This window comes from Microcoleus sp. PH2017_34_RAT_O_A (assembly GCF_020737885.1).
GTDB lineage: Bacteria > Cyanobacteriota > Cyanobacteriia > Cyanobacteriales > Microcoleaceae > Microcoleus.
In genome coordinates this window covers 145246-161333 of the sequence record NZ_JAEQDD010000015.1, presented here as the reverse complement: position 1 = coordinate 161333, position 16088 = coordinate 145246, and the positions used below count along the sequence as shown (strand labels likewise).

Annotated in this window: 15 protein-coding genes; 7 read left to right on the top strand and 8 right to left on the bottom strand. The window is 46.9% G+C overall.

The annotated features are described in order from the left end of the window. Nucleotides 1-290: 290 nt before the first annotated feature. Nucleotides 291-521 (top strand): hypothetical protein, encoded by a 231-nt coding sequence (locus JGK11_RS07890; protein WP_293175599.1) that lies wholly within the window; start codon nt 291-293, stop codon nt 519-521. 46 nt (nt 522-567) lie between these two features. Here the strand turns inward: JGK11_RS07890 and JGK11_RS07885 are convergent, their stop codons facing one another. Next, nucleotides 568-1113, bottom strand: a complete 546-nt coding sequence (locus JGK11_RS07885) for an NADPH-dependent FMN reductase (protein WP_293175601.1) — start codon at nt 1111-1113, stop codon at nt 568-570. A gap of 658 nt (nt 1114-1771) precedes the next feature. On the opposite strand from JGK11_RS07885, the gene ftsH reads away from it, so the two are divergent. After that, the gene (ftsH, locus tag JGK11_RS07880) at nt 1772-3715 is read left to right on the top strand and encodes an ATP-dependent zinc metalloprotease FtsH (protein ID WP_293197547.1); all 1944 of its coding nucleotides are present in this window, start codon (nt 1772-1774) and stop codon (nt 3713-3715) included. Between the two features lie 380 nt (nt 3716-4095). On the opposite strand, the gene JGK11_RS07875 is transcribed toward ftsH, so the two are convergent. After that, on the bottom strand, nt 4096-4716 hold the full coding sequence (locus JGK11_RS07875; RefSeq protein ID WP_293175605.1) for a M23 family metallopeptidase: 621 nt from the start codon (nt 4714-4716) through the stop codon (nt 4096-4098). Between the two features lie 291 nt (nt 4717-5007). On the opposite strand from JGK11_RS07875, the gene JGK11_RS07870 reads away from it, so the two are divergent. From JGK11_RS07870 to JGK11_RS07855, 4 genes are all read left to right on the top strand, one after another. Further along, nucleotides 5008-5388, top strand: a complete 381-nt coding sequence (locus JGK11_RS07870; RefSeq protein ID WP_293175607.1) for a hypothetical protein — start codon at nt 5008-5010, stop codon at nt 5386-5388. A 170-nt stretch (nt 5389-5558) separates the two neighbouring features. Beyond that, on the top strand, nt 5559-5924 hold the full coding sequence (locus tag JGK11_RS07865; protein WP_293175609.1) for a DUF4087 domain-containing protein: 366 nt from the start codon (nt 5559-5561) through the stop codon (nt 5922-5924). 36 nt (nt 5925-5960) lie between these two features. Further along, nucleotides 5961-7403, top strand: coding sequence for a RecQ family ATP-dependent DNA helicase (locus tag JGK11_RS07860; protein WP_293189797.1), 1443 nt, complete (start codon nt 5961-5963; stop codon nt 7401-7403). A gap of 361 nt (nt 7404-7764) precedes the next feature. After that, nucleotides 7765-8730 (top strand): RluA family pseudouridine synthase, encoded by a 966-nt coding sequence (locus JGK11_RS07855; RefSeq protein WP_293189796.1) that lies wholly within the window; start codon nt 7765-7767, stop codon nt 8728-8730. A 355-nt stretch (nt 8731-9085) separates the two neighbouring features. On the opposite strand, the gene JGK11_RS07850 is transcribed toward JGK11_RS07855, so the two are convergent. Together JGK11_RS07850 and JGK11_RS07845 are read right to left on the bottom strand one after the other, a co-directional pair. Beyond that, entirely contained in the window at nt 9086-9841 is a 756-nt protein-coding gene (locus JGK11_RS07850) for a phycobilisome rod-core linker polypeptide (RefSeq protein WP_293175615.1), read from the bottom strand. 213 nt (nt 9842-10054) lie between these two features. Next, entirely contained in the window at nt 10055-10651 is a 597-nt protein-coding gene (locus JGK11_RS07845; protein WP_293175617.1) for a phycobiliprotein lyase, read from the bottom strand. Between the two features lie 234 nt (nt 10652-10885). Between JGK11_RS07845 and JGK11_RS07840 the strand changes: the two genes are divergently transcribed. Next, nucleotides 10886-11056 carry an NblA/ycf18 family protein gene (locus JGK11_RS07840; protein ID WP_293175619.1) on the top strand — a complete coding sequence of 57 codons (171 nt, stop codon included), beginning with the start codon at nt 10886-10888 and terminating at the stop codon, nt 11054-11056. Nucleotides 11057-11687: 631 nt separating this feature from the next. On the opposite strand, the gene pstB is transcribed toward JGK11_RS07840, so the two are convergent. From pstB to pstS, 4 genes are all read right to left on the bottom strand, one after another. Beyond that, nucleotides 11688-12482, bottom strand: coding sequence for a phosphate ABC transporter ATP-binding protein PstB (gene pstB, locus JGK11_RS07835; RefSeq protein WP_293211188.1), 795 nt, complete (start codon nt 12480-12482; stop codon nt 11688-11690). A 123-nt stretch (nt 12483-12605) separates the two neighbouring features. Continuing rightward, a complete protein-coding gene (pstA, locus tag JGK11_RS07830; RefSeq protein WP_293189794.1) occupies nt 12606-13499 on the bottom strand; it encodes a phosphate ABC transporter permease PstA in 894 nt (297 codons plus the stop codon). 32 nt (nt 13500-13531) lie between these two features. Beyond that, nucleotides 13532-14488, bottom strand: coding sequence for a phosphate ABC transporter permease subunit PstC (pstC, locus tag JGK11_RS07825; protein WP_293175623.1), 957 nt, complete (start codon nt 14486-14488; stop codon nt 13532-13534). Between the two features lie 284 nt (nt 14489-14772). Continuing rightward, complete coding sequence (pstS, locus tag JGK11_RS07820; RefSeq protein WP_293211180.1) at nt 14773-15954, bottom strand: phosphate ABC transporter substrate-binding protein PstS; 1182 nt, start codon at nt 15952-15954, stop codon at nt 14773-14775. Between the last annotated feature and the right edge of the window lie 134 nt (nt 15955-16088).

The following is a 16088-nucleotide window of genomic DNA, read 5'->3' as shown; positions in this document are numbered from 1 at the left end:
AACGCTGCGGTGGCATTCTTAACGTTTTGCGGGATACCACTCCCAGACAGTTCAGTTTGTCTTAAAGACGTAGGCTAGACACTGGTTTAGTCCTGAATTTGTGAAGGTGGTGAGCCTTCCTCTTTCAAGCCCCATGCCTTTGGGCTGGGGTCAATGACGAGGTTAACCGTAACACTGACTTTTTTCCAAAAATACTATAGAACCCCCTGTAAAATTCATTTTACACGGTGCAATATTTATAATTAGGTCGTCAGTCCAACTCCCCGCCGGATTATTTTACGATTTTAAGTATGGAACCAGCAGACACTTATAAAGGTTGGATTCTTCAATCCCAGAAAGTATTCTACGTCGAAGTTTGGGATAGCTGCGGCAACCGCCACGTCGCCGTCCAAAATGCCAAAACTGAAGAGGAAGCTTTGGAATTGGCCAAAAAGTGGATTGACAACTATGAGTCTAAACCCGGAAGAATGCCGATCGACGTACCGCATCCTTTCGGGGATGCGATCGATATGCCATTTTAATTCAGTTGACAGTTGACAGTTGACAGTTGACAGTTAGGAAAATGTGTTACGAAATTCCTCGCAATTTTTTAGTATTTTCTACCAAACTCATAGCAAATTCATCGAACCTTTGAGACAGTTTTTCATCCAACAATTTACCATCAGGACTAAAAGCTTTCCAAGCTTGTCCGATCGCAATTTGTTCGGGAATTACCCAAGCGTGTACCCATCTCAGAATCGTTCGCAAATCGTTAAGGGCGTTGTTGTTGACTTGTCCTCCCAACACGCTGATTGCACCCGCAACTTTCCCGTCCAAATGCTCGAAACTCATCAAATCCAGGGCATTCTTGAGAACACCGCTAACGCTACCGTGATACTCCGGCGTTGCCAAAATTAAACCGTCGGCTTGGCGTACCGCATTCCGCAGCTTTTCCACATCCGGGTAATCGTGATAATCATTCTCGCCGTCGCAGAAGGGCAGATCGAGCGATCGCAAATCGAATATTTCAACTTCTGCGCCCAGGGCCTGCGCCCGTCCTGCTGCTACCGTCAGCGCTAACTGGCTGTAGGAGCCAGCCCGCAAACTTCCACCAATGCCGACAATCTTTACCATAGGAGTTGAAAAACAATAACTGCTTGACTAAGACGTACTCATTACGACTATGATTAGTCTAACAAGTGCGATCGGCAAATGTCAATCGATTTTAGATTTGGGATTTGACGTGGCCGAGAAACCGGGTTTTTGCCAAGATTCTTGGTGAAAGCCACAGATTTGGTAAAAAACCCGGTTTCTGAGTCGCAGAGAGTGGGAGGGGCCGAGAAACCGGGTTTTTGCCAAGATTCTTGGTGAGAGCCGACAGATTTGGTAAAAAACCCGGTTTCTGAGTCGCAGTGCGTAAATTCAGTTGACAGTTGACAGTTGACAGTTAAGAGCGACCTCTACCTGGAAGTCCGAGGATTGGAGTAATGAATAGTCGGATTTTAATTTCTCCCGCTCAAGGTTCCGGCTTTAAACGAATTCTTTCTGGTAAGTTCAGTGGAGGGACAGAGAAACCGGGTTTTTGCCAAAATTCTTGGTGAAAGCCCCTGATGCCGCGAAAAAACCCGGTTTCTGAGTCGCAGTGGGTTCAAAATCCTGCATCTTCAGGTACCTATTGAGATGTCATCGACAGATAAACCCATTGAACACCCGGCATCTTGTTAAAATAAACGAACGTAGCAAACCACAAGCGGTCAATCTTGGCAGTATTCCACCTTGGGCAAAAAGTAATATGAAAAATTCTTGGAAACACGCATGGCTGGGACATCTAGCTGAAAACAAAGACAAATCGAGCCAGCAGAATCCTAAAAAATCAATTCCAGGACGAAATCTTTGGCGCATCCTGGGTAGTTTGGTGATTTCTCAAGGAATATTGCTCTCTACCCCGGTGTTTGCCGACAGCGCGCCAAACAACACGATGAGTTACAGCCAACTCATCGACAACATAGAAAAAGGACAAGTCAGTAAAGTCGAAATAGATGAAATCCAAAGAACTGCCAAAGTTAGGCTAAAAGATCAAAAAAGCGATCAGGCGCAAATTGTTACTCTCTTCGACTACAACAACCGAGAACTCTACTCGCAAATCCGCGCCAAAAAGATCGACTTTGAAGTCAAACAAACAGCCGACAACGCGGCCGCAGTTAGTTTAGTAGTAAACTTGCTGGTAATTTTTGCAGTGTTGGCAGTGTTGATGGCTATCCTGCGCCGATCGACCCAATCGCAAGGAAATGCCATGAACTTCGGCAAATCCCGAGCCCGTTTCCAAATGGAAGCCAAAACCGGCGTGATGTTCGACGACGTAGCAGGAATCGAAGAAGCTAAAGAAGAACTGCAAGAAGTAGTCACCTTCCTCAAAAAACCAGAACGCTTCAACGCCATCGGCGCCAAAATTCCCAGAGGAGTTCTATTGATCGGGCCTCCGGGAACAGGTAAAACCATGTTGGCAAAAGCGATCGCAGGTGAAGCAGCCGTCCCATTCTTCAGCATCTCCGGTTCCGAATTTGTGGAAATGTTCGTCGGAGTCGGCGCCTCCCGCGTCCGCGACTTGTTCCGCAAAGCTAAAGAAAATGCGCCCTGCATCGTCTTCATCGATGAAATAGACGCCGTAGGAAGGCAGCGCGGTGCTGGTATTGGCGGCGGAAATGACGAACGCGAACAAACTCTCAATCAGTTGCTGACAGAGATGGACGGCTTTGAGGGTAACAGCGGCGTGATTGTGATTGCAGCTACTAACCGCCCCGACGTGCTCGATACTGCCTTGCTGCGGCCCGGTAGGTTCGATCGCCAAGTAACGGTAGATTTGCCCAGTTACAAAGGGCGTTTGGGGATTTTGGAAGTGCACGCGCGCAACAAAAAACTCGACGAGGAAGTTGCCCTAGACATGATTGCCCGTCGCACTCCAGGCTTTTCCGGCGCTGATTTGGCAAACTTGCTCAATGAAGCAGCTATTCTGACAGCGAGGCGACGCAAAGACACGATTGGTACTTTGGAAGTTAATGATGCGATCGACCGAATTACGATCGGGCTGACTCTGAATCCGCTGCTCGACAGTAAGAAAAAGTGGCTAGTAGCATACCACGAAATCGGACACGCCCTCGTATCAACTATGCTCAAAAATACCGACACCCTAGAAAAAGTAACGATCATTCCCCGTTCCGGTGGCATCGCAGGCTTTGCCAACTACGTACTCGACGAAGAAATGCTTGACAGCGAAGGTTTGAGGAGTCGGGCGTGGCTGTTAAGCCGGATTACGGTAGCTTTGGGTGGACGGGCTGCGGAGGCAGAAGTTTACGGCGATGCGGAAGTAACTCTGGGGGCCAGCAGCGATATCACAGAAGTTAGCAAGCTAGCGAGGCAGATGGTAACGCTTTACGGAATGTCGGATTTGGGGCCTGTGGCTTTGGAAAGTCCGAACAATGAGGTGTTTTTGGGCCGAGACTGGAATTCGCGATCGGATTATTCTGAAGCAATGGCGATGAAGATCGATCGGCAAGTCCGAGAAATCGCTATTCACTGCTACGAAGAAGCCCGCCGGATTATCCGCGAAAACCGCGCTTTGGTAGACAAGCTGGTCGAAGCGCTGTTGGATGAAGAAACCATCGATGGTGAGGAATTTCGCCGAATTGTCGATCGATACACCGAGTTGACAACAAAAAAAGAGTTAGCCCCAACGTGAATTAGTCAGCAGTGATTAAATGTTTGCAGTAAGGTTTGTAGGGGAGCATCTCAGTTTTGCAAGAAGCATTTTTTCTTCACAGTGCGAGCGTCCCCGCTCGCGTGCGTATACAAGCACGCGAGCGGGGACGCTCGCACTATAAATGCAAAACTGAGATGCTCCCGGTTTGTAGTGAGGACTTCAGTCCTTCTTTTTGGAAGAATTAAGACTAAAGTCCTCACTACAGTAAGGTTTGTAGTGAGGACTTCAGTCCTTCTTTTTGGAAGAATTAGGACTAAAGTCCTCACTACAAACTAAGAAGAATTAGGACTAAAGTCCTCACTACAAACCTAAAAATTACAAGTTTGTAGTGAGGACTTCAGTCCTCATTCCCAGACTAATTAAGATTGATTGGAATACATTTCGCGAAGTACCAAAGCCGGATCTACCCAGCGGCCGCCGTACTTCAATCCCCAATGCAGGTGAGGCCCACTCGTGCGCCCTGTCATCCCCACTCTGGCAATTCTCGCACCGGCCGGCACAGTTTGACCCTGCCAAATTTGCAGGCCGCCTTCACGATCGATATAATAACGCCCGCCGTTAGCGGTTTGCACCCTACCTTTGAGGTGACAGTAGATGTGATCCCAATTTCCCGATCGCACTACCATACCAGTACCGCACCTGCCATCTTCCCAAACTTCCACAACTTGACCCCCCCACCAATTGCGGATGTAGCTGCCTTCCGGGGCCGCCATGTCCAAACCGTAATGAAAATCCCCGCCGCGGGGGCCGAAGGGGGAAGTATAGGCTTCAAAACTTTCCACTGGAAAAGAAGCTTCTTGCCACAAATTACCCGTCGCTACTCTGCTTGGTAAACCTGACTGAGCTTTGACCACCTGCTGCTGCAAATAAGGGCTGATCAACACAATGCCGATCGAAAGTGCCAGCAGCAGCATCTGTCTGAAACGAAAAAAGCGTTTTACCGTCAGCGGGCCTCTAGAGTCTTGCAGGATTTTTTTCACGGCGAACAAGTTGAATGTGTGTGCGAGTGTGCGTTGAGGAGTGCCAATTCGCTGCAAGATGGCGTCTGATATCTACCCTTCCTTCGCGAATCAGTTTATCAACAACGTGTATCTTACTCCATCCAAAACCCGTGTCAAGGCTTCCGGGCATTTACGCGGGGGTAAGGCAAAAAAAAATGGCCTCAGAATTTCGGCTGCGGTTGAATTCGATCGAGCTTTTGCTTGACACTATAGTAGTTCGGGGATTTTGGATGTCGTCTGAAATCTCAAATTTATAACACACATCAAGCAATGCTTACTGAAATTTTTCCTTTTAGTTTTGCCATAGACGCAACTGCGATCGCCGGTGCGTCATTATGGTCTTTAGCCCTGTATTGGGGTCTCTCACCCATCACAGAATGGGTAATCCTGCAACTCAACCGCTGGATGAATTTTGCCGAAAGATCCCTCTACACCTCGGAAGCGGAGTTTGAGAGAACCCGCCAAGCCCGAGAAGCTCAAAATGCCTTTTATGCTTCCCTGTTGAGTATTCTGCCCTTTTTGATTGTGGGCGGATTGTGCAATTGGGGCGTCGAATTGTCGTTGGGTGCCAGTTGGGCGGTATCTATGGGGACGATCGCCTGTATTGGCGGTGGCGTGTACGAACTCGGGCGCCGAGACGGCGAGTCTTAGGCAATTTTAGATTTTGGATTTGGGACACTCCTGGACGCGCAGGTAGTCAGAAACCGGGTTTTTGCGACAATATTTCGTTGTCACCCGCAGATTCGCTAAAAAACCCGGTTTCTTTTGTTGAAGCAGGTAATTCCTGTATGATTGTCGCTCAAAAATTACGATGTAAAGCTATGAAACTAAAGTGGTTGATACCTGCAATTATCTCATCTTTTTCGATCGTTGTTATTCCTGCGAAAGCGGCTGAAACCAGGTGCGGATGGTTGATTAATCCCACGCCTGCTAATTGGTATCTCAAAGACAAATATGCTCAGTGGATTATCTCGGCGCAAGGGGGATATCAAGCCGGAGGAATGGATAATATTCCTCCTTTTAACGACGATGAATATGTCAAAACTAATGTCAATTATGGATATGGTTGTGCTTGTTTGGATGTGGTAACAGATAGAAATCGAATCAGAATTACCACGATACAAGGTGGCGAACAATTACCACTCTCGACTTGTCGCCAAGATCCGAATTTACCAAAAATTCGTTAGTTGTGGCAAAACTAGACATTTTTTTAACTCAGTAAAATGAAATACGAACCAACATCATTAAATCAAGCCCGCGCCGCCTTCAAACAAATCTGGGGATACGACGACTTTCGGCCGCCTCAAGGAGAAATCGTCAGCAGTTTGTTAGCCGGGAAAGATACAATGATAATTATGCCGACAGGTGGTGGCAAATCAATCTGCTTTCAACTGCCAGCTTTATTACAAACAGGCTTAACTTTGGTGATTTCGCCGTTAGTCGCACTGATGGAAAATCAAGTGCAAGAATTGCGCGATCGCAATTTACCCGCTGCCCTCCTCCACAGTCAATTGCCAACACAGCAGCGCCAACAAACTATGCAATCGCTGCAACAAAACAAGTTGAGATTGCTGTACCTGTCTCCCGAAACATTACTCAGCAAACCTGTTTGGGCAATTATCAGTCAGCCGCACATCCCAATCAACGGTTTAATATTAGATGAAGCTCACTGTTTAGTCCAGTGGGGCGATACTTTTCGACCAGCTTACCGCCGTTTGGGTACAGTGCGATCGGCTTTGTTAAAATCTAAGCCGGAAGGAACTAAAATTGCGATCGCAGCTTTCACCGCCACCGCCAACCCCCAAGCGCAGCAAACAATCAACAAAGTCTTGCAACTACACAAGCCGGAAGCTTTTTTGCTGAGTCCGTACCGTTCTAACCTGCACCTGCAAGTGCAAACTGTCTGGACACCCAGAGGGCGGAGACAGCAGTTATTAAATTTTATCAAAGCTCGACCAAAAGAAGCAGGTTTAGTCTACGTCCGCACTAGAAAAGATAGCGAAAACTTGGCGGATTTGTTGGAAGATGCGGGTTATAAAACGGCAGCCTATCATGCAGGTTTGAGTCCAGAATCGCGCCGAAAAATAGAAACAGCTTGGCTGAATAACGATCTGAAATTTGTTGTTTGTAGCTGCGCCTTCGGGATGGGAATTAATAAGCCGGATGTGCGCTGGGTTGTTCATTTTCAAGCACCTTTGCTATTATCGGAATACATTCAGGAAATAGGTAGAGGCGGACGCGACGGCAAATCTGCGATCGCCCTGACGTTGATTAGCGAACCGACGGGTTTGCTTTATCCCGATGACAAACAAAGAGCACAATTTTTTCAAGACAAATTGCGATCGCAATTTCGAGAAGCCCAGCAGTTGGCGAAACAACTCCCGGCTAAGGGCGATGCAGATGCTGTGGGGCGGGAATTCCCTGAAAGTGCGATCGCCCTTTCGATCTTGCACAGCAGCGGACAGTTAAGATGGGAAGATCCTTTCAATTATGCGATCGACAAATCCGCACAACAAAAAGGTGGCAAACAAAACTTTACCGCCCCCGAAGAAATGGCAAAATATCTCAAGCATCGGGAGTGCAGGTGGCAATTTTTGCTGCAAGCTTTTGGCTTTACCAAGGAAGCTACATCTATGCGCTGCGGGCACTGTGATAATTGTCGGTGAAATTGACAATTAGACTAAAAAATGTTAGAATATAAAGAGCAGACGGCGGTTGAAACCGCTGCTATACAAACGATGTCCGCCTCCGCGGACTAAGAGAGGATAACTTCAACAGTTGACAGTTGACAGTTGACAGTTTGAGAGCGACCTCTACCTAGAAGGAAGAGGATTGGAGCAATGAATAGTCTGATTTTAATTTCTCCCTCAAAGGGAGAGGCTTTCAACCAATTCTTTCTGGTAATTTTAATTGCCTTTGTCTTCAACCCGCGGAGGCGGGTTTTGTTTTTATAGACGCGGTTTCAACCGCCCTGTCTTCTTTTTACGCAATTCCTGCTTAATAAAGGCAAAAAACAGTAAAAATTAAATGATAGAAACAAACACTACGGCACAGATATATACAGTAGAAAATACAGAGGAATTTAATCAAACTAATGTCACTCAGCGATTAGATATTTGGCTGTCAAACCAGATACCAGACTTATCGAGATCGCGAATCCAAACCCTGATATCACAAGGCAACGTCAAAGTCAACGACGCAACCTGCACCTCGAAAAAAATATCAGTCAAAACGGGCGATCGCATCCACATCACTTTACCCGAAGCCCAGCCCACAAAATTAGAACCCCAAGCAATTCCCCTCGACATCCTCTACGAAGACGACAGCCTAATAATCATCAACAAACCAGCCGGATTAGTCGTCCACCCAGCCGCCGGACATCTAGACGGTACATTAGTCAACGCCCTGTTAGCCCACTGTCCCCTCGCAGAAATCGGCGGCGTTCAACGCCCCGGAATCGTCCACAGATTAGACAAAGATACAACAGGTGCGATCGCGATCGCCAAAACCGACATCGCCCACCAAAACCTGCAAGCCCAACTCAAAAGCAAAACCGCCCGCCGGGAATATTTAGGCGTAGTTTACGGAGTTCCTAACGCCGAAACAGGTACAATAGACCTACCCATCGGTCGGCATCCCACAGACCGCAAAAAAATGGCAGTAGTACCAGAAGAAAAAGGCGGCCGCCCCTCCGTTACTCACTGGACAATCAAAGAAAGAATCGGCAACTATTGCTTAATGCACTATCAATTAGAAACAGGCCGCACCCATCAAATTCGCGTCCACACAGCCGAAATTAAACATCCCATAGTCGGCGACCCGATGTACAGTTGCAACCGTTCCATCGGCGTAAATTTAACCGGACAAGCCCTCCACGCATGGCGGCTACAATTGCAGCATCCGTTAACCGGAGAGTTGATTGAGGCGATCGCGCCTTTACCCGATCAATTCAACACCCTGTTAAAAATATTGCGCCTGCGAGCTCATATTTGATAATTGGTAACTGAGTATGGGGAATTAATAATTGGGAATTGATGACTACTAATTACTGTTCGCGAGCGGGGACAGCACTACTACTGTTTGCGAGCGGGGACAGCACTACTAACCACTAACCACTAACCACTAACCACTAACCACTAACCACTAACTACTAACCACTAACCACTAACTACTAACCACTAACTACTAACTACTAACCACGGACAAAAAATTATGAGTCCTGAGTTTTGGATTCCGAGTTTAATAAAAAACTCAAACCTCAAAACTCAAGACTCAAAACTCTCTCAGCCTAAAAACTGATCGATTAAATCCATAGCCCGACACAAACAATAGTACCAAGCAGTATCAATTAGCGGCGAGGAACCATCGTGGCAATATTGATATTAGCCAGAGATACGCGCTGCGGCGGAGTAGCAGGCATGGACATATTGCGAGCCATATTCAAATAGTTCGACGGATCGCCAGCCTTCGCTTGCTGTTCTTGAGGAACAAAACGGCGAACTGTACTCTGCCAAATGATTTGCGGGAAGCCAAGCTGCGAGCGGTGGTACTCGTTGTAGCGAGGAGTCTTCAAGTTGAAAGGAGTTTCCCCTCCAACACGCTGAGGCAAAATTCGGCGTTTTTGGTAAGGAATTGTATCGTAGCCGAAGTTGTCGAGGTACTCATCGCTATTGACCAATTCGTCAATAAACCCTTGAGGCCCCTTGGTTGCAACTACGATCGACCAAGCAATCTTTTCGCGATCGCTGTAAACATCCCGGCCCAAAACGCGCTGCACGCACATTTCCACAAACCGGTAGTTGCTGTTAGTTTGGTAATTCCGTTCCAAGAAAGGCCCCGAAGTCGCCAAACCGCGAATGAAATCCCGCACAGTAATTTGGCCGAACTTGAGTTGCGACTCCAAAGACTTTTGGCGGTTGCTCTTGAGGATTTGGTGTTCGCTGTAAATCTGACGATATCCAGCCCAAATCAAATTTTCCATGTCCCCGGACGAGAGCACATTTTCAGTTGTGAAAACTCTGGGCTGCTCGTCGCCCCCTACTTCATAACCAGCAACGCGCTGGTTTTGACTCTTGGGGGCGTAGCTTAATAAAGGAAGCGCCACGTTAAAATCTCCGTTATCTCAAATTTCAGAAATAGTTGACACCGCGAGCTGCCAGCATAACGGATACAACTAACCAACATACAGATTAGGGGATTCCCGCAATCTAAATCCGATTTTCCTGAATTTTTGCAACAATCTGTAACATTTGTTGTCAGTGGGCAGTGGGCAGTGGGCAGTGGGCAGTGGGCAGTGGGCAGTGGGCAGCAAAATAAATTACCAGCCCAGAGCCGAGTAAAACTGGCTGGGAGGGGCTTGATCCTCTGCTGCTGGCTTAGCTGCATCGGAGTCTGGTTCCACTCGAACTTCCGTACAAAAAGTCGATGTGCTGAAACCGCCAAAGCGCTTTACCGCACTTGTCCGCATCCGCACGTTCGGAGTCGCAAACCAAAAACGCTCGATCGAACTCATGGTCTCGTATTCGGTAATCAGCAACAGCGCATCTTCATCATCCATCTCAAAACGGCCAGCCACCGGCACAATTTCCGCGTAGCCCCGTTCCCGCAACATCAAACCCTGCCGCGGATTTTCAGGATCGGGGACGATCGCGAATACGGTAGACCCCTTATGATTCTCATCATCCTTATCCCACGCCATAGTGCCGTGCCAAGTCACAAACGCTCCCCCAGCAGCCCGACTCGGATCGACTTCGTGCATCTGGCAAATCTCAGCCACTCGATCGTCATCCGCACCCAGCGCCGTTACTTGAATATTTGAATCTCCAATCTCCGCTTGGCGAAAAGCCAGATGGTGAGTGCTGCGCTGCGATCGCCACTCCCCAGCACTGCTCTGAAAAAACTCCATTGCATCCATACAAAATAGCTCCTTTGGCTTAGGCTTCCCGGTTTTTATCCCTGTTTTATGATAAAGCTCCCCCCACTTAGATGTACTTTTGCGACACAAATTAGTTTCAAAATGTGTACTTTGGACATATTGTCAAGCAGATGTTATGATAGTTTACAATAGAGGGAACACAACAAAGCCTGCGGAACGTCATTCCGATCTATCTCGCATCGATCTCACGTAACAAACTGGAGGAGCGATTTTATGGATATGCCTACAACCAGCCTCAGCATGGAACAGCAGTTTAAATTGCAACTGCTGCGCGAACAAGTCAAAACATTGAGTCAAGACCAAGCTCAGGAATACTTGCTAGAAGTGATGCGACAAAACATGGTCAAAGAAAACCTGTTAAAGTATTGGATGAAGAAGATGTGAGCTTTTCGAGAACTTCTTCAACAAAATCAGCTACTTGTATCTGCAAAAAGTACGATCGAGCTTTTAAACATAAAAACCAAGAATCCCGGCTCCTCCAAGAAACCGGGATTCTTCAGTTATCAAGAAATTGGGTTTAAAACCCTTTCTTCAGTGGCCGGCTTTTTCCATAATTAAGTAATGTAACATAGTATTGACTTTGGGGGCAATCAATTCTAGTCTAAAATTAGATTTTAAGGATTAAGTATCTCGCTGCAAAGCCAGGAAAAATCGTAATTAAAGTCAATCACAAACAACTAAAGATCAAGTTTTAGAAATGGTACGCGGGCCAGGACGTGAAACCAGGGATTTTAAATCCCTAAACGCTTGAGGAGCTTGTTGTAAGACAAGGATAGCAGCCCACCTTTTAAGGCAAAAGGATTGCGCCCAAGAACCCACGCTTGCGCGGGATATTAAGATCGAAATGTCTTAAGAATCCTCGTGCCTGTCTGCCGAGGAGTGTCAAGTCTGAATTGGTTCGTAGTAAGGACTTTAGTCCTGTGACGGATGAGGACTAAAGTCCTCACTACGAACCAATTTGATTGTCGTCGTTCGTGTAGGGCGATTGTTTCAACCTGTTGGAGACTCCGGCAAATCAACCAAAACGGCCGCTAACATAATCCATAGTAGACTCTTCCTTCGGATTTTGGAAAATCACCTCAGTCCTGTCACACTCCACAAGATAGCCAAACCGCTTTCCATCGTCAGAAACTTTAGCATTGAAAAAAGCAGTCAAGTCAGAAACCCGAGTAGCCTGCTGCATATTGTGAGTAACGATCACGATTGTATACTTCTCCTTGAGTTCCCGCATCAAATCCTCAATCTTAATCGTCGAAATCGGGTCAAGAGAAGCGCAAGGTTCATCCATTAATACTACATCAGGATTAATTGCGATCGCCCGAGCAATACACAAACGCTGCTGCTGGCCACCCGAAAGCGAAAAACCGCTTTGCTTCAGCTTATCCTTTACCTCATCCCACAAATAAGCTTGTTTGAGCGACTTTTCCACCAACTCATCCATATCTCCCTTATAGTTATTCACCCTCGCACCGTAAGCAATATTGTCATAAATCGACTTCGGGAAAGGATTCGGCTTTTGAAACACCATCCCAATCTTGCGGCGCACCTCCACAGCATCAATATCAGGATCGTAAAGATTTTGACCGTGATAATCAATTCGGCCTTCTAAACGAAAACCGTTAACCAAATCATTGAGGCGGTTAAAACATCGCAGAATTGTACTTTTACCGCAGCCAGACGGCCCAATTAAAGCAGTAATCTGATTTTTGGGAATCTCCATGCAAACATTTTTTACCGCGTGAAAAGCGCCGTAAAAAATATTGATATTCTCAGTACGTAAAACAGTTTCAGTCTTATTTGCCAGATTCATCATACACTTAATACTCCAATCGAATTTTACAAATGAAAATGTTATTGGTGATTGGTTATTGGTTCTTGGCCACCCCCAACGAATGACAAATAACAAATAACAAATAACAAATAACTAATGACTTCAATAAACCTTTTGGCGAGTAGCCCAACGAGACAGAATACTCGTCAGCAAAACCATCAACACCAAAATCAAAGAAGCAGCCCAAGCCAATTCTTTCTGTGCCTTAAAAGGAACCGTTGCAAAGTTGTAAACCAAAACCGAAAGACTCGGAGTTGGCTTATCAAATCCAGCCGGCCAAAAAGGCGAATTCAGCGCCGTGAAAATCAAAGGAGCAGTTTCACCAGCAGCGCGAGCAACCGCCAAAGTCACACCAGTTAAAATAGCCGGAATTGCCGCAGGTAAAACCACCTGCAACACTGTTTGATAATTAGAAGCACCCACACCAACCGACGCCCATCTGATATCCTGCGGGACAATTTGTAGAGCTTCGTCAGTAGTCCGCACAATCGTCGGTAACATCAGCACAGCCAGCGCCGCGCCTCCTGCAATTGCCGAAAAACCTCCCATATTTACCACGAACAAACCGTAGGCAAATACACCTGCAATAATCGATGGAACTCCGCTGAGGACATTAGTTGCAAAGCGCACCCAGCGAGCGACTTCGCCGCTGCTGAACTCTGACAAATAAACGGCGGCCAATACGCCAAAAGGAACAGCAATTAGAGAGGCAATTCCTACGGTCATTAATGTACCGATAATTGCGTTAGCGATACCGCCTCCCGACAGTCCAGGCGGGGGTGGCAATTTGGTAAATAAGTCTAAATTTAGGCGGTTAAAACCCTGTATGGTTACGTAGGAAAGGACTGCAAACAAAGGCAGCAGAGTGATAGCCATACAAGCTCCAGCTATTCCGGTCATCGCCAGATTTAACAGAGTTCTAGGGCTATTTTTGACCTTCTTTAAACTGCCTACTTTCTGTTCTAAAGAATTCTCGTCAGGGACGGGATTTGACATAAATAAAGCTATTAGGAAATTGTGGCAAACTTCTAGTTGTACTTGGCTCTTACTTGAGAAACAATCCACTCTGCCAAAACATTAACAATCAGCGTCATGATAAACAGAATTAGTCCCGTGTACATCAGAGCAGACACTTGCAAGCCGGAAGCTTCGGCAAATTGATTTGCCATCAAAGAAGCAATAGTATTTGCAGGAGCTAGCACTGAAGCACTTAACTGATTGGAATTGCCAATTAACAGGGTGGCTGCCATTGTTTCTCCCATCGCGCGGCCCAGGCCGAGCATGATTCCGCCGACAATCCCGGAAAAAGCTGCGGGTACTAGCACTCTAAAAATTGTTGTCCAGCGAGTTGCTCCCAAACCTAGAGATGCTTGTCGCAATTCGGGCGGGAGACTGGCTAAAGAGTCGCGGGAGATAGCAGTAATAATGGGCAAAGTCATGATTCCCAAGATTACTCCGGCAGGTAACATTCCCGGGCCAACTGGCGGAGTGCTAAAAATCGGCAGCCATCCAAAGTTACCGTTGAGAAACTTTCCGATGCTGGTAAGTATGGGAATCAATACAGCAATTCCCCACAAACCGTAGACTACGCTGGGAATGGCGGCTAAAAGTTCTACTAAAAAAACTAAAGCTGTGCGTACTGGGAGCGGCAAAAAATCTTCGCTCAGGAAGATTGCAGTCCCTACTCCTAATGGTACCGCAATTAGGAGCGCGATCGCCGAACTGACGATCGTCCCATAAATCATCGGCAGCGCGCCGTACTCTTCTTTAACCGGATTCCAGCTACTGCTAAATAGAAATCCCAAACCGTACTGTTGAATCGCAGGTAACGCTCTATAAGCAACCGTCACGGCGATTACCAGCAAGATTACACCCACTCCGATGCCCAAAATGCGCGTCAGCCAGATAAAGGCTTGGTCTAACGACTTTTCTGCTCTTGAGCGCGATCGACTCTCTAATTGAGGGCTATTATTATCTGAAACCATAAACAAAAAACCCAAATAATAGTAGTGAGAAAGATTAATTTTAAGAAAAAGCTAGCTGGAAGAAAGCAGAAAGAAAAAGAATAAAAAAATCAAAGGGGCGGGTTGATTAATCCCGTGACTTTTCAACAAATATTTCTGGTGAAGCCCGCCGCTTTGATTTTGAAAGACGTAGATTGTGATTTACCTTTGGGTGGGGGCGGGTTTACGAGATTATTGGTTTTAGGCAATTATTGTTGGTGAATCCGCCCCTACAGAAATATTTCTCTTCTTTCTTCCTTCAATCGCTATTTGGAAACTTCAATTTTGTAGTCGGCGCTGATGCCGTCGGCCGCCGCGGCTACTTTTTCTTTAACACTTGCAGGCAAAGGAACGTAGCCCAATTCAGAACTAACTTTTTGACCTTCATTTAAGCCGTATTCAACCATTGCCTCGATGGTTTTAGCTTTGTTGGGGTCAGCAACTTTTTTGGGGACGAGCATCCAAGTGTAGGTGACAATTGGATAGGATTCAGCGCCTTCTGGGTCTTCGATAAATGCTCGCAGGTTTTCCGGCAGGGGCACTGTTGCTAGAGCTTTAGAAGCTGAGTCGTCGGTAGGTGTGACAAAGGTGCCTGCTTTGTTTTGCAAAGATGCAAATTTGACGTTGTTGTTTTTGGCATAGCCGTATTCTATGTAGCCGACGCTGCCTGCGGTTTGCAGGATTTGGGCTGTGATGCCTTCGTTGCCTTTTGCACCAATAAAAGTACCTGTTTTGGGCCACTCTACTGTTTTGCCGTCACCTACTGCGGTTTTCCAGTCAGGGCTGATGGCACTCAGGTGTTTGGTGAAGACGGCTGTTGTACCGCTACCGTCGGAACGGTGGATGACGGTGATGGCTTGGTCTGGCAATTTAGCGCCTGGATTGGCTGCGGCAATTTTGGGGTCGTTCCACTTGGTAATTTTACCTTGGAAGATTTCTGTGTAAACATCCCGTGGCAGTTTGAGTTCGGGTACGTCTGGCAGGTTGTAGCCGATAACGATGCTGCCGGCTGTCATGGGCAACAAAATCACGCCTTTGTCTGCTGGAACTTTGGCGATTTCGTCGTCTTTCATGGCGGTGTCGCTAGCGCCAAAGTCTACTGTGCCTTTGGTGAATTGTTCGATTCCGGCGCCGCTACCTACTGATTGATAGTTAATTTGTACTTTGGGGTTGATTTTGTTGAAGTCTTGAAACCAACGCTGGTATAGAGGTGCGGGGAATGATGCGCCTGCTGCTGTGATTGCTACGTCTGAGGCGAGGGCGAGTTTGGTGTTGGTTGCTGCTGCAACGGGGGCAGCGCCGGGGGTTGCTGCGGTGTCGCTGCCGGGGCTGGGGCTGCTGCTGGTGGTGCTGCCACCGCCGCAAGCTGCTAAGCTGAGGGCGATCGCCATAGCAGAAATTGCTGTGGTAACACGATTCGGATTTATCAAGTTGATACGAAAAATCATAAGTATAGAAATTTGCGATCGTTATACGGGTGTCGCGCACTAGCATATCGCGCGAAAGTAAAGCTTAGGTTAAAAATCTTTACATTTTATCTTAATCTAATGTTAACCAAGATTAAATTCATTCATGAGCTTGA

Coding starts and splice junctions, on each gene's coding strand:
- pstB (WP_293211188.1), bottom strand. CDS start 12,482: ATGAATCTGGCAAATAAGACTGAAACTGTTTTACGTACTGAGAATATC.
- pstC (WP_293175623.1), bottom strand. CDS start 14,488: ATGGTTTCAGATAATAATAGCCCTCAATTAGAGAGTCGATCGCGCTCA.
- pstA (WP_293189794.1), bottom strand. CDS start 13,499: ATGTCAAATCCCGTCCCTGACGAGAATTCTTTAGAACAGAAAGTAGGC.
- JGK11_RS07890 (WP_293175599.1), top strand. CDS start 291: ATGGAACCAGCAGACACTTATAAAGGTTGGATTCTTCAATCCCAGAAA.
- JGK11_RS07855 (WP_293189796.1), top strand. CDS start 7,765: ATGATAGAAACAAACACTACGGCACAGATATATACAGTAGAAAATACA.
- pstS (WP_293211180.1), bottom strand. CDS start 15,954: ATGATTTTTCGTATCAACTTGATAAATCCGAATCGTGTTACCACAGCA.
- JGK11_RS07845 (WP_293175617.1), bottom strand. CDS start 10,651: ATGGATGCAATGGAGTTTTTTCAGAGCAGTGCTGGGGAGTGGCGATCG.
- JGK11_RS07870 (WP_293175607.1), top strand. CDS start 5,008: ATGCTTACTGAAATTTTTCCTTTTAGTTTTGCCATAGACGCAACTGCG.
- JGK11_RS07840 (WP_293175619.1), top strand. CDS start 10,886: ATGGATATGCCTACAACCAGCCTCAGCATGGAACAGCAGTTTAAATTG.
- JGK11_RS07885 (WP_293175601.1), bottom strand. CDS start 1,113: ATGGTAAAGATTGTCGGCATTGGTGGAAGTTTGCGGGCTGGCTCCTAC.
- JGK11_RS07865 (WP_293175609.1), top strand. CDS start 5,559: ATGAAACTAAAGTGGTTGATACCTGCAATTATCTCATCTTTTTCGATC.
- JGK11_RS07860 (WP_293189797.1), top strand. CDS start 5,961: ATGAAATACGAACCAACATCATTAAATCAAGCCCGCGCCGCCTTCAAA.
- ftsH (WP_293197547.1), top strand. CDS start 1,772: ATGAAAAATTCTTGGAAACACGCATGGCTGGGACATCTAGCTGAAAAC.